Source organism: Saccharopolyspora sp. NFXS83 (assembly GCF_026241095.1).
In the GTDB taxonomy this organism is placed as follows: Bacteria; Actinomycetota; Actinomycetes; order Mycobacteriales; family Pseudonocardiaceae; genus Saccharopolyspora_C.
In genome coordinates, this window is sequence record NZ_JAPFGB010000003.1 from 44,147 (window position 1) to 56,972 (window position 12,826).

The 12,826-nt window shown below is 65.6% G+C and carries 11 protein-coding genes; 5 read left to right on the forward strand and 6 right to left on the reverse strand.

The window, feature by feature from the left end; translation table 11 throughout:
- The first annotated feature begins 251 nt into the window (after nt 1-251).
- On the forward strand, nt 252-1,007 hold the full coding sequence (locus OOZ19_RS04070; RefSeq protein WP_266088389.1) for a SpoIIAA family protein: 756 nt from the start codon (nt 252-254) through the stop codon (nt 1,005-1,007).
- Here the strand turns inward: OOZ19_RS04070 and OOZ19_RS04075 are convergent.
- From OOZ19_RS04075 to OOZ19_RS04085, 3 genes are all read right to left on the reverse strand, one after another.
- Nucleotides 972-1,517: a CBS domain-containing protein gene (locus tag OOZ19_RS04075; RefSeq protein ID WP_266088391.1), complete on the reverse strand. Its 546-nt coding sequence runs from the start codon at nt 1,515-1,517 to the stop codon at nt 972-974. The genes OOZ19_RS04070 and OOZ19_RS04075 overlap by 36 nt on opposite strands.
- Nucleotides 1,518-1,944: 427 nt before the next feature.
- Nucleotides 1,945-3,117 (reverse strand): IS30 family transposase, encoded by a 1,173-nt coding sequence (locus OOZ19_RS04080; RefSeq protein WP_507028802.1) that lies wholly within the window; start codon nt 3,115-3,117, stop codon nt 1,945-1,947.
- A gap of 206 nt (nt 3,118-3,323) precedes the next feature.
- Nucleotides 3,324-5,297 carry an ABC transporter ATP-binding protein gene (locus OOZ19_RS04085; protein ID WP_266088395.1) on the reverse strand — a complete coding sequence of 658 codons (1,974 nt, stop codon included), beginning with the start codon at nt 5,295-5,297 and terminating at the stop codon, nt 3,324-3,326.
- 224 nt (nt 5,298-5,521) lie between these two features.
- Here OOZ19_RS04085 and OOZ19_RS04090 point away from each other — a divergent pair, with 224 nt between their 5' ends.
- From OOZ19_RS04090 to OOZ19_RS04105, 4 genes are all read left to right on the forward strand, one after another.
- A complete protein-coding gene (locus OOZ19_RS04090) occupies nt 5,522-7,246 on the forward strand; it encodes a putative T7SS-secreted protein (protein ID WP_266088397.1) in 1,725 nt (574 codons plus the stop codon).
- A complete protein-coding gene (locus tag OOZ19_RS04095) occupies nt 7,243-8,361 on the forward strand; it encodes a hypothetical protein (RefSeq protein ID WP_266088399.1) in 1,119 nt (372 codons plus the stop codon). Before OOZ19_RS04090 ends, OOZ19_RS04095 begins: the two co-directional genes overlap by 4 nt.
- 450 nt (nt 8,362-8,811) lie before the next feature.
- The gene (locus tag OOZ19_RS04100) at nt 8,812-9,102 is read left to right on the forward strand and encodes a hypothetical protein (RefSeq protein WP_266088401.1); all 291 of its coding nucleotides are present in this window, start codon (nt 8,812-8,814) and stop codon (nt 9,100-9,102) included.
- Between the two features lie 249 nt (nt 9,103-9,351).
- Complete coding sequence (locus OOZ19_RS04105) at nt 9,352-10,170, forward strand: site-specific integrase (RefSeq protein WP_323055097.1); 819 nt, start codon at nt 9,352-9,354, stop codon at nt 10,168-10,170.
- Nucleotides 10,171-10,329: 159 nt separating this feature from the next.
- Here the strand turns inward: OOZ19_RS04105 and OOZ19_RS04110 are convergent, their stop codons facing one another.
- From OOZ19_RS04110 to OOZ19_RS04120, 3 genes are all read right to left on the reverse strand, one after another.
- On the reverse strand, nt 10,330-11,376 hold the full coding sequence (locus tag OOZ19_RS04110; RefSeq protein WP_266088403.1) for a tyrosine-type recombinase/integrase: 1,047 nt from the start codon (nt 11,374-11,376) through the stop codon (nt 10,330-10,332).
- The gene (locus OOZ19_RS04115) at nt 11,373-11,777 is read right to left on the reverse strand and encodes an AbrB/MazE/SpoVT family DNA-binding domain-containing protein (protein ID WP_266088405.1); all 405 of its coding nucleotides are present in this window, start codon (nt 11,775-11,777) and stop codon (nt 11,373-11,375) included. Before OOZ19_RS04115 ends, OOZ19_RS04110 begins: the two co-directional genes overlap by 4 nt.
- Before the next feature lie 435 nt (nt 11,778-12,212).
- Complete coding sequence (locus OOZ19_RS04120; protein WP_266088407.1) at nt 12,213-12,614, reverse strand: hypothetical protein; 402 nt, start codon at nt 12,612-12,614, stop codon at nt 12,213-12,215.
- Nucleotides 12,615-12,826 lie beyond the last annotated feature (212 nt).

Consider the following 12,826-nt stretch of genomic DNA (forward strand, 5'->3'; position numbering starts at 1 on the left):
CCCGGTGACAAACCGGTTCCCGCGCGGCAGTGGCATCGGCGACGCGCGGAGGCCCGAGACGAGATCGGTCAGCACCATCGGCGGTTCGGGACTCTGAGCCCTGGATTGCGCCCCCTGACTGTGGCGACACTCGACCGTCGGCGCCCCGTCGGGATGCGGCTGCGCAGTGCGAGCGAGGACGTCACTGCCCACGACTACGAGGGCCTCCCGGTCCCAGCGAGGGTGTTGCAGCACGTCCGGAGGTGGACGAGATGTTGGAAACGGTTCCAGAAGTGCCGCAGGGGGTCGACGCGATCCGCGCCAGCGGAACGGTCACGAAGGAGGATTACCAGAGCGTGGTCGAACCGTTGCTGGACGCTGCGAGGCGGGAGAACCGGCGCATTCGCTTGCTGTACCAGGCCGGTCCGGATCTGCACGGTTTCTCGCCTGCCGCGGTGTGGGAGGACACCAAGGTCGGACTGGCGTCGCTGCGGTTGTTCGAAGGCTGCGCCGTCGTCACCGACATCGGCTGGATCCGCGATCTGAGCAGGCTCGGTGCTTTCCTGGTGCCCTGCCCGGTGCGCGTCTTCAACGGCCATGAGTGGGAGAAGGCGGGCGCGTGGTTGAACGGACTACCTGAAGGCCCTGGCGTCACGCACCGTCTCGACGCCGACTCCGGCGTCCTCGTCATCGAGGTGCAGCAACCGTTGCGAGTGCAGGATTTCGACGCACTGGCCGTCACCGTGGACGCCTGGATCGAACAGCACAACGACCTGCGTGGTCTCGTGGTGCACGCTCGAGCGTTTCCCGGCTGGCAGAACCTCCCGAGCCTGATTCGCCACGTTCGGTTCGTCCGCGACCACCACCGCAAGATCGAACGCGTGGCGCTGGCGGCCGACAGCGTGCTCGGCGACATCCTCCCGCACATCGCCAAGCACTTCGTTCATGCGGAGGTCACCAGCTTCGACCACCAGGACTTGGACAAGGCCACCTCATGGGCCGCCGGTGGACTGGATACGACACGTTGAGACGTTCGGACGGCCTTGCGGCAGCGAAGCTGCACGAGAACTCTTCCAGGGCGGTGAACGATGGCGATTTCCCCGTCGCCGAAAGGCAGCGGCGGTGTTCATGGCGGGATGCTGTCCGGCGGCTATTGCACGGACGAGGTCCACCGCGGTGAGTACGCCCCGCACGCGTGCACCTTCAAGGACCAGCACCGCATCGCTGCCCGCCTCGATCACGTGCTCGGCGGCGACGGCACCACTGTCACCGACCGCCACGCTGGGCGCCGGCCTTTGGCACAGCGCTTCGACCGGCACCTGTTCGCCAGGTCTCCGCGCGGCGATGCCGAATAGCAGGTCCGCGGTCGTGACGAGACCGGGCGTCGTCTCCGGCAGCACCGCCAGGTGGTGAACCCCGTGGCCGTGCATCTCCCGAAGAGCATCCATGGTGCCGATCCCGCCTCGTACCGAGATGACGCGACTGGTCGCGAGCTCCAGGGCGCCGGGCATCGACGCCTCCGGACGACCTGTGGTCATGAGTCCCCCCGTTGGTTCAGCCGTCCGCATGCGTGAGTGACGGAACGGTTCGGATATGCGGGTGCAGGCAATTCGAAGCTCAGGTGAAACGCTGCGCCTTGCCAGAGTCGATGGACCCACGTCGAGCGGATCGATGACCGTCGTCGTCAGGCCACAACGGCACGGTGCTGTCCTCTTCGACCTCGGCGGCGTGCTGACCGACACGGGCTCAGCTGACTACCTCGACCGTGTCGATGGCGAGCCGTGCGCCGATGGTGTGCTCGATTCCCCTGCTTTCGCAGGGGAATCGAATCCCGCGTGGCGAGGACCGCCTACGCCCTGGTCTTGGGACAAGGCGTAGGCGGATGTGTGGGTGTGTCGCTTCCGGTTGAAGACTGACCCTCTGGTTCCGGGTGGATTCAGGTGATCGTCGCAACGGTGGTGGTGATCATGGTGCCAGGGCGGCGGTGAATACTTCGGCGGGTGTGTGCCATCCCAGTGTCTGGCGTGGTCGTGTGTTGAGTCGTTCTTCGACGACGCGCAGATCGTGGGGTGTATGGGCGGCGAGGTCGGTGTTCTTCGGGAAGTACTGCCGTGCCAGGCCATTCGTGTTCTCGTTCGTGCCGCGCTGGCACGGACAGCCCGGATGGGCGAAGAACACGCCCTGCCGCAGCAAGGTCGCGATCTGTTCATGGTGAGCCATTTCCGCGCCTTGATCCCATGTCAGCGTCCACCGCACGGTTTCGGGGATGCTGCTGAAGGTGTCGATAAGCGCGTCCCGGACGGTGTCGGCGGTGCGGTTGCCGGGCAGGTGGACCAGGCGCACGTAGCGGCTTCGTCGATCGACGAGGGTGGCGATCGCCGAACGCCCACCGCGGCCCACAATCAAGTCGCCTTCCCAGTCTCCGACGCGCTTGCGCTCGTGGGCCGCAGAGGGGCGGTGCTCGATCAACGTCGCCGGCGCGACGAACCGGCAGCGACGCTGGTCCGGGCGACGACGCCGTGTGCGCAGCGGACGCCCGGTTCGCAGACGCCTGGTGAGTTCCCTGCTCAGCCCGCCTTTACCAGCGTGGTACAACGCCTGGTAGATCGTCTCGTGCGAGACATGCCAGCCTCGACGATGCGGAAACGTGCTGCGCAGCCACACGGCGATCTGCACCGGACTCCAGTCCAGCTCCAGTTTCGCCTGGACCATCGCGCGCAGCTCGGAATCGAGGATCAGCCGAGCCCGGCGCAGGCGGCGGGCCCGCTGCCGAGCCCGCGCGTGTGCCAGATCCGCGTCGTAGCAGCCACGATCATGCGGACGCACGTTCCGGCGTAACTCCCGACTGATCGTGGAGGCGGCACGTCCCAGCCGGTCCGCGATCGTGCGGATGCTGAGCCCACGCTCATGCAGGGTGGCGATGCGCTGCCGTTCCAACAACGACAGGTACCGGTTCGAACGTGCGTCTTCGGCCACCTTGGCCGGCGGCACGCCACCGTGCTCCGCCCGCCACCGATAGCCGGTCTTTCGGCCGACACCGACGATCCGGCACGCCTCCACCGTTCCCACACCGGCCGCCAGCAACAACCAGTACTCCGACTCCAGATCCAACCGGAGCTTGCGCCCACGCCTCGTCATTGAAACGCCCTTCATGATCAGGTGTGTTGCGACGACTACTTGAATCCGCCGGGAACCAGAGGGTCAGTCTTCAACCGGAAGCGACAACGGCATCCCCGGCAACGACGGGGTGGAGTTCCTGGCTGGGTGGCATCGTCCCGGCACAAGCGGCAGACGTTCCCTAACGCTCGGGAACTCGGCCGGATAGCAGGGCATGAGAATGTCGGTCACGAGGCGGAACACGGTGGCGTTCGGGATCTGTCGACCTGTGCCGACGGGTTCGCCAGTTGCTCGTAGGCGCTGGCTTGGAGGGTGTACAGCTCGTAGTACAGGCCGCGTTTCGCGAGGAGTTGTTCGTGGGTTCCGCATTCGGCGATGCGGCCGTGGTCGAGTACGACGATGCGGTCGGCGTGGCAAATGTTGGCGAGCCGGTGGGTGACGATGATCGTGGTGCGGTTGCGGCCGTTGTTCGCGGAGCGGGTGGCGTGTTGCAGGCCGGCGAAGACGCGGGCTTCGGCTTCGGCGTCGAGGGCCGCGGTGGGTTCGTCCGCGATGAGCACGGAGGCGTCGTGCCGGTAGATGCCGCGGGCGATGCTGAGGCGTTGCCACTGGCCGCCGGAGAGGTCGACGCCGTCTTGGAATTGGCGTGACAGCATCGTGTCCGCGCCGCGGGGGAGGGTGTTGATCACGTCGTCGGCGCCTGATTCGCGCAGGGCCGTGGTCCAGCTCTGATGCGAGTCGCTATGGTGGTCGAGTCGGCCGATTCGGATGTTGTTCTCGGCGGTCATGGGCCATTGCGCGGGGTCTTGTGCGATCAGGGCGATGCGGTTGTGGATGGTGTGCGGTCGCGCTGTTGCCAGGTCGACTTCGTCCCAGGTCACGGTGCCGGTCGTGGGTGGGTAGAGGCCGGTGAGGAGTTTGCCGAGTGTGGTCTTGCCGGAGCCGTTGCGGCCGACCAGCGCGATGACCTCTCCGCGTTGAATGGTGAGGTCGATGTCGCGAAGTGCGGGGGTTTCCGCACCGGGGTAGGCGAACGAAACGCCTTCGAAGCGGATCGTTGCCGGATCGGGCGGTGCGTCGATGGTGCCTGGATTGCCGCGTCGCGTCCGGGCTTCGCGGAGGAACTGCTGGTAGAAGCGCAGGTAGAACGAATGCTCGTACAGCTGGTTGATCGAGACCATCGTGGTCGACAAGGCTGAGGATGCGGTGCGCAGCGCCACGACGGCGGTGCCGGCCAACGCCAACGGCATCAGCCCGGCGTACAGCAGCAGCCCCAGGATCACGAAGGCAAGTCCTAATCCGGCGCCGCTGAGGAGATCGCCGAGCAGCTGCACCGCGCTCTTGCGGTGCTCGGCGCGGATCGCCTGAGCCGTGACGTCCGCGGTGATCCGGCGATGTTCGCTCAGCAGCGGCTCTTGCAGCCCGAGCGCGTGCCGCTCGGTGGAGACATCGCGCGCCACCACGAGGTTCTCGGCGACGTGCAACTGGAGTCGTCGCTGGACCATGTTCAAGAACGAGCTGTATCCGATCTTCGCCGCTCGCATCGCGGCCCCCGCGTCGGCGGCTGCCGAGATGAGCAGGGCGGGAAGCAACCAGATGCTGAACAGGCTCGTCGTGACGACCGCTGCGATCAGGCGGACCAGCGAAGCAGTGACCGCGCCGACCAGGCGGACGCTGACCTCCAGCGAGGTGATCCCGCGGGCACCTCCCTGACGCGCCAGTTCTTGGAAAGCCGCGTCGTCCCACGCCAGCAACGGTACGGCGGACACGGCGACGTTGAGTTCATCCTGCGCAACGGCCCGCACCAGCGGCACAAGTGCCGATTGGGTCGCTTGCACCGCGTGATCGAGGGCGGTGCTCGCCAGGAACAGGGCTGAAACGGCGGCTATCGCGGGCAGCGAGTTCAGTACCCGCTCGGGCGTTGGCCCCTCGGCCAGCAGCGAAGACAGAACCTGGGCCGTGGCGAACAACCCGAACGCGGTGCTGCAGCCCGAAGCCAGCTGAGCTGCCGCCACCAGACACGTCCGCAGCGGCGAGGTCGACCACGCCAACCGCAACACCAAGGCGATCGCGGCAGGAAGAGCACGCACCATCTGCCACGTCCCGGACGCGGCCACTTGCTGATCGACCTCCGCCCATGAGGGCGGCTTGAGCTGGTCGACCCCGATCAGCGCAGCACTGGTCGGGTGTGAATCCGTCATTTGCCGCCCTGACCTTCCATGAAGATTCCCACCCGACCTGGTTCGGTGACTACTTTCCCTGGCGAATAACGGGATTTCGTCGTTCGGGCTAGCACACAACAGTTCGCTGATCCTGCGCCAGACTCCAAAGGTGCTGCGCCGTTCCAGTGATGGGTACGTTTCCTGCGACGAATGGATGATCTCCGAGCTACGCTCACGGTGGCCTAGACGAGTGGTTGGGGAGTATGGGTGACGGGTTCCGCGTTGATGTCGAGGCGATCAAGACCGCCGGGCTCGGCATCGCGGAGTTGATGGCGTCTCTCACCGCGACACAGGTCGACGACGTGGATGCCACTCCCGGGGCCGTGGGGCATCCCGGCTTGGCATCGGGTGTGGCCGGCTTTTGCGACAGGTGGCAGGTCGGGGCCGAGAACTTGACGAAGGACGGCGAGCAGCTGTCCAGGAACCTCATCGATTGCGCGGGGACGTACCTCGCGATCGAGCAGGATCTGGTGTTCGCCCTCGGCGGTAGTGCTGAGGACCTGGTTGATGCGGAAGGCGGTGCACGCCCGCCGGATCCGGCGACGGTGAAGCCGCCGCGAGTGCGGCCAGGAATGGCCTCACCGGCGCGCGCGGAGTTGGGCGAAACCGCTGACCCGCTGGCCCTCGTCCCTGGCGATCCTGTGGCAGTGACAACGACGGCCTCTTCGTTGTCACGGTACGGGCAGTTGCTGTCGGAGACCGGTGAGAGCCTGCGGACGTTGGGTTCGAGCGGGTGGGAAGGCAAGGCGGGTGACTCGTTCCGGGCGTACTTCGATGGCGAACCCCAGCGGTGGGTCCTCGCTGGCGAATCGTTCGGGTCGGCGAGTACGTCCTTGGACTCTTTCGTCCACACCTTGAGGTGGGCTCAGGAACAGGCGCGCGAAGCTCTCCGCTTATGGGGCGAAGGGCAGGCCGCCACGGAACGTGCGCTCGCTGACCGTCGCGCATCGGCAATGCCCACGCCGGAAGCGGTTGATCCAGGGGAGCCGTTACGACGAGCACAGGAAGCGTTGCAGCGGGCGCGGGAACAGCTCGACAAGGCTGGGCAGCAGAGCGCGAAGATCGTCGTGGAAGCCCAGGCCGCAGCGCCGCAAGAACGTGGGCTTCTCGACGGTATCGGAGATGCACTCGACGCGATCGGGGACGCTCTCGGCGCAGTCGGTGGGGCCATCGCCGACATCCCCGGCAACCTCCTGCACAACAGCTTGGACTCGGTCGCCGATGTCGGAGATGCCGTCGGAACGGCCGTCGGGGCGGGCATCCAAGGGGTCGGTCTTCTCGGCGGTGAACTTCACGAACTCGGTGGTGAAGCCGCCAGCACGATGTTGAGCAGCGCTGGGCGTGCGCTCGGAAGCGAAACCCTGGAAGACGCGGGGAAGACCGCCGAGGTATTGGGTGACCGGCAGGCCGATGCAGCGCGAACGGGTATGCGTTCGGCCGGGGAAGCCGTGATCAAGTGGGCTGACGGTGAGGCTGATTTCGTACGGCAACGCGCCGACGAAGCGGCGGAAACCCTCGGGGCCGAAGACCCCACTGGTGAAGGAGCTGACCCTGAGCCGCACTACGTGATCATCGATCCGGAGCGCTACCCGAAAACTTCGCTGCACATCCTGCAGGCGCAAGAGGGAATCTCGTTCCGCGGTGACGAATCGACCGCGTACCCGAAGCAACAGCCATCGGTCCTGACCTACGACCCGCCGGGCAACGAGAACAACGAGCGTCGGGGCGACGCGTTGCGGGGAATTCCCGCGCGTGGCAGGGAAGGTTTGGACCGCGACGAGTATCCGCCGGCGGTGTTCAGCGAAGGAGGCGACCAGTCCAGCGTCAAGTACCTTCCCTCACGCGACAACCAGGCGGCCGGCGCCTCGATGGGGCGGCAGATGCGCAGCCTGGACGATGGTGACGCCGTCCGCATCGTGGTCGGGTGATCGCGATGGGTGACCCGTTGCTGAACTTGATCCTGATGTCCAAGGGGCCGTTCGGACCCAGCCGCGCGGTCGACTTCGGAACCATTTCGGGACCGTTGGGTGAATTGAGCGCGATGCTGTTGCAGCGCAACGGTTTCGCGCTGTTCAACGCGGGCGTTCAGGTCTTCCGCGGTGACCCTGGCGGCATCGGGCCCGAGCTGGCGCAATGGAACTCCCCGCACGTGTGGAAGGACTCGTACGGGGCTCTCGCCGATGATCTCTTCTGCTTCGGCCAAGACCTCTTCGGCGTCCAGTTCGCGATCAGTGACAACCGGACCGTGGTCACGTTCGACCCAGAGAACGGGCACCGCGCCAGCATCGGTTCGTCTCTGCAAGATTGGGCGGAGTGGCTGCTGGCCGACCCCAATGTCCGCGGCGCGCACGGCTTCGCAACCTCGTGGCAGGACGAGCACGGAGCATTGACGGTGGAGCAGCGGCTCATCCCTCGCCGGTTCTTCGTGCTCGGCGGAACGTACGATCGCAGCAACGTCACCAGCATGGACGCCGTGGAGGCCATGCGGATCCGCGGACCACTCGCGCGACACCTCCACAACCTGCCCAAAGGAGCGAACGTGCAGCTAGGCGGAGAGCAGAAGCCGACTCGCGCGGATCTCCAGCTCGTTGCCGACTACGGGCAGATCCACCTGTTCGACCAGGCCGACGCGACGGTCGACGTGTCCGAGGAGTGGACCGATCAGCTGCTGGATCTGCGCATCGGCTCGGATCCCGAGGGGCCGACGCTGATCGGCTTGGGCGTCGCGCGCAACGCGAAGGTGTCTTTCGCATTGGAGCTGCTCACCCAGGCGCCGGATCAGCAGGTGCAGCCGGGATGGGACCACGTCGTGGAGGCGAGCATCAACGCCCCCAGCGAAGTGCTCGTCCTGAGCGGACCCACTGCGGCGAAGCACAAGGCCGTCGAGATCCACGTAGCTCCCGGGGTTTACCGAGTTCGCCACCACATGGCGGGTCTGGACACGATCTCCGACGACGCCCTTGACGGTGACGACCACTACGAGCTCCTGCTCTGGCCCGAGTCCTATCGGGAGCCCGAGGTTCTCAAGGGTTACTCGATCTGATCGGTACAGGGGCGAACGTCGTACCGGGGCTGTTGCGGGTACTCCGTCGGCGACTGGCCGAGATCGAACTGTGGACCTCAGTTGACAGTTCTGACCTGCACTCTTAGTGTTTCCGCTATAGTGGAAACAGGATGATGGGTCGACGGAGCCTCGGTAAACGACGGGACCTCGGTCTGACTGGTCCGATATCGCCAAATTGGTGAACCCTGACTTGCTAGGGCTGGAGGAAACTTGCCCAGCCTGGATTGGGGTGTGGTGGTTGCGAACCCTGCTAGTTCGATTAGTGGAAACCCGGCGGGTTTGACGAGAGTTTTCGCGGAATCTTTCTTGTTTCGTGGCACCGGAGTAGCAGAGGAAGATCCGAAGCCGCTTCCTATGGCCGCGTTGAGAAACGAGGCACATGGTTCTACGTTGTGTCATCAGGTTGCAGCGGTCGATGGTCGCGGCAGGGTGTCTGACAAGCTGCTGATCAGCGTCCTCGGCTGGCAGCCTGGTGACCGCGTATCGATTGAGCTGGCGCGGAGCTTGGTCGCGACGGCGCGTCGGTGTGACCGTTCTCCCGTCGTCTTGGGTGAGGATCGGTACCTGCGACTGCCGGTGTCGGTACGGGCTGCGCTGGGGTTGCGTGGTGGTGGTCGGGTCTTCATGGTCGCTGTGCCGCACCTTGATGCGGTGCTTGTTCACCATGTCTCCGTTCTCGACGAGATGGTGACTGGATACTACGAATTAGATCAAACCTAGTGATTCTGGAGTGAGGGGTGTGGTTGTGGGTTACTCGATTTCGGGGGAAGCTGAGATCAGTGCGATTCGCACACTTCTCGCTGCCATGGATATAGACCCGTCAGGCTTGGCGAGCGAAGCTGGCGGCCACAAGAAAAGTCCGACGTTTGCGGAGTATCTTCCGGAGGTCGAGAGGGCGGTATCGGAGTCCAGTGCTCGTGTGTACGCGCCGTACTGGCGCAGGTTGGTCCAGGTGTGGGGTGAGCGCGGTTGGATGAACCCAGCGCTTCCGAGATCAAACAGCTCGCGTGGCGGATGAAGGACGAGGCCGTCACTCGTAGGAACACCCGCGGTGGGCGTAGCGCCGCGGAGCATCTCGTTGGCGCTGTGCGCTGCATTTACAGTCATGCGGAGTCCGACGGGTTGATCGACGAGGTGAAGAACCCCGCCCGCCGGGTTGCCAAGCCTCGTCGTCTGCCGAGCACTCGTCGCGCCTTGCCGGCCAGCAGGATCGCGGAGCTGAACAAGGTCGCCTCGTGCACGGGCAACGATCCGGACTTGGACGCGCTCCTGCTTCGGCTGCACATGGAGACGGCGTGTCGTCGTGGGGGAGCGTTGGCGGTTCGCCCGCGTGATCTGGATGTGGATCAGTGCTTGGTCTTGCTGCGGGAGAAGAGGGAGACCGTGCGTTGGCAGCCGGTGTCGCCCACGTTGATGCGAGCACTGCGAGAGCATGCCCAGGCGCGGGGCGACGATGATCGCGACGGGCAGCTGTTGCGGTATGTCGATGGTGCTCCGATTTCGCGGCGACGGTACGACCACCTGTGGCATCGGCTCGGTCGGCACTTGCCGTGGGTGGCTGCGCAGCAGATCACGACGCATTGGTTGCGGCACACCACGTTGACCTGGGTGGAGCGGCACTTCGGTTATGCGGTCGCGCGCGAGTTCGCGGGTCACGCGGTCGGCAGTGGCGACGGCGGTGCTACCGCGACCTACGTGCGTGCGGATCTTGGCGAGGTCGCTGCGGCGTTGGCGGCGTTGACGGGGGAGCCCCATCCGTTGGCCGGTGGTGAGCGGACTCGTCGATGAACTTCCCCGGAGCCGTGAGCAGACAGATACGCTTGCTCACGGCCGGGTTGGTTACGTCTTATTGTCGCTCGGATGCCGGAACCGCCTGCTAGGGCGTGGCCCGGACGGTGGCGCTCCACGCTATTTCTGGAAGCCGGACCCTCCGTTGAGGAATGCCGGTCACTGTTCCCGTCCAGTGGGGCGCGCCAATGGATGGGGTTCGCCGGTGAGTGCCGCGAGTGCGGCGGCGGTTTCGTCGATGCCGGCTCGGATGTAGGTCGTGGTGGTGCCGTCTCCTCCGGCGGTGTCGGTGTGTCCGGCGTAGGCGCGGGCGACGGCGTAGCCGAAGTGGCGTTCGACCCAGGTGAGGGTGGTGTGCCTGAGCCAGTGGGTGCTGATCTGTTGGGTGGCGACCCACGGCAGGTGGCGTCCGATGCGAAGCCACAGGTGGTCGTAGCGGCGGGTGGTGATGGGTTCGCCGTGGCGGTAGCGCAGGAGTTGCCCGCCGGATTCGGCGGCGCCGCGGTGTTCGGCGTGTTCCTGGAGTCCGCGCATCAAGGTCGGTGAGACCGGTTGCCAGCGTGCTGTTCCTCCTTTCTCGTGAAGCAGCACCAGGCATTGCTGCGGATCCAGATCTCGTGCGGTGAGGGCGAGTGCTCCGCCGCGGCGGCAGGCGGTCTCGGTGTGCAGCCGGATCAGGAGCGCGTCGAGTGTCGGATCGTTTCCCGTGGTCGCCGCGACGTGGTTGATTTCGGTGAGTCCGGAGTCGGGTAGGCCGCGTCGTGTGGTGGGGAGTCTGCGTGGTTTCGGTACTCGTTTTGCGGGGTTGTCGCCGTCGGTGATCCAGCCGTCGGCGACGGCGTGGTTGTACACGCACCGCAGTGCGGCGATGAGGTGTTCGGCCGCACCCCGGCCACCACGGGCGTTGCGTCGGGCCACGACGTGGGTCTTGACGTGCTCGGCCAGTTGTTTGATTTCCAGCGCGGTGGGTTCGTCGAGTCGGCGTCGTCCCCAGTGCTCGATGATCCGGTTCCAGTACGAGCCGTAGACCCGCTTCGTTCCTGCCGAGACGGCTTGGGCGACCTTCGGGATGTAGTCGGCGAAGGTCGGCGCGACCTGCTTGGGCTGTGGGTGGGCGACCAGGTCCTCTGGGGACAGGCCCATGCGCGCGAGCACCAAGCGCGCCGCATCGAGCTCGGCACCTGAAGCGGAGTGCTTCTCGTTCATGCGTGCTCACCCCCGAACATCCGGGCGTGGGGTTCGGCGAGGAGTGAGTCGAGCACCGGCATGGTGTGCACCGCGAGTGCGTCGTGGGCGGGCTCGGCGGCGAGCAGCACCCGTTGGCCTGGCTGGAGTGCACACCAATGACGCACGGCGGCGGGCAACCGCAGATGTCCTTGTGAGGTCAGCGAGAACACCCCGTCCTCGCGGCAGGCGACCAGCACCGAGCCCGCCACCGCACGGAGGTCGAGGCGTTGACCGGCGATCCAGCCCAGGGAGCGGACCACCGACCGGTCCGACACTCGTCCACGGGAATCCACCGAAGCGACCGCGCACACCCGGGAGGTCGCCTCGGGCGCTTCCGCGAGTTCGGGCAGCGGGAGCTCCCGGCGAACTCGCCCGCTCACAGGAGCCGACTCGGACTCCGAGCGCCGCGGCGGAACCACGCCAGGGACAGTCCGCTCACTCACGACGACCACCCCCGCAGGGGGCCGAACAGCAGAACAAGGCGGCAGCGCCCGAAGCGCTCACCGCCTTGCCGACAACACCGTATGATCCATATTCTTGTAGCGAATCGGCTACGCATGCGTGTCCGAGGGGGGACTTGCACGCTAACTACACGCCTTCTGCTTCCCGAAAAGGATTGAGGCAGGGGGTTTTTGCTGTTCCGCTTGTCCTACCTGGGACGGCTTGGCGGGACGGACGGGTTTGCTTTGTGACCAGCGAGAATGTCCGCTGATGCGCGGTCGAGACAGGTGCTGTCGGATGTCCTGGCGTGTGCCCGAAAAGCCCCGTGGTACATGTAGCGGGCGCTCGGTTTCGGGACACGATTACGTGCCGCGCTACAGCGTGGTGAACCCTGCCGGGCCCGCCTGCCAGTTCAGGCAGGCCTGGACCACTCCGGTGAGCATGCCCAGCCGGGCGGACTCGCTGACGAACCGGCGGACGTGCAGCGCGCTGGAACTCAACTCCGGCCGACGCAACCGGATATTGCTGGAAGAATCGACGAGGTAGGAGGTCAGCAGCCGAAGCTCGTTCAGCCACGTCTGGTAGCGCAGCTTGTGATCGAAGTTCTGCACCGCCAGCGCGTTCGCACTGATCACGTCGGCCAACGCCACGGGCAGTCGGCTGGGTGGATGTCGCATTTCGACGCTGTCCAGCGTCGCGTCAGGATCACCGGCGACCGACCACACGAAATGCCTCAACCGCACCCATCCCACAACGGGCAGCGTAGCTGTCGTCACCTGCTGCAACGGTAATCAGACCACCGCGAGGTTTCGGCGACATCGTGTACAACCTGCCTTCGCTGGTCTGTCATTTTTCCAATTGGCATATACCGAACCTGCTCGAAGACTGGGCTGTTCGGGTTAACTGGGAGCGGATTTCACAAATCTCGAGCCAAGTCCCACCGAGGCGTTGTAACTTGTGTCGCGGCTTTGACGACACAGCCACGTAG

What these genes read in the sequence shown, in the direction of transcription:
- OOZ19_RS04070 (WP_266088389.1), top strand. Translation starts at nt 252, where the DNA reads ATGTTGGAAACGGTTCCAGAAGTGCCGCAGGGGGTCGACGCGATCCGC.
- OOZ19_RS04075 (WP_266088391.1), bottom strand. Translation starts at nt 1,517, where the DNA reads ATGACCACAGGTCGTCCGGAGGCGTCGATGCCCGGCGCCCTGGAGCTC.
- OOZ19_RS04080 (WP_507028802.1), bottom strand. Translation starts at nt 3,117, where the DNA reads ATGACGAGGCGTGGGCGCAAGCTCCGGTTGGATCTGGAGTCGGAGTAC.
- OOZ19_RS04085 (WP_266088395.1), bottom strand. Translation starts at nt 5,297, where the DNA reads ATGACGGATTCACACCCGACCAGTGCTGCGCTGATCGGGGTCGACCAG.
- OOZ19_RS04090 (WP_266088397.1), top strand. Translation starts at nt 5,522, where the DNA reads ATGGGTGACGGGTTCCGCGTTGATGTCGAGGCGATCAAGACCGCCGGG.
- OOZ19_RS04110 (WP_266088403.1), bottom strand. Translation starts at nt 11,376, where the DNA reads ATGAACGAGAAGCACTCCGCTTCAGGTGCCGAGCTCGATGCGGCGCGC.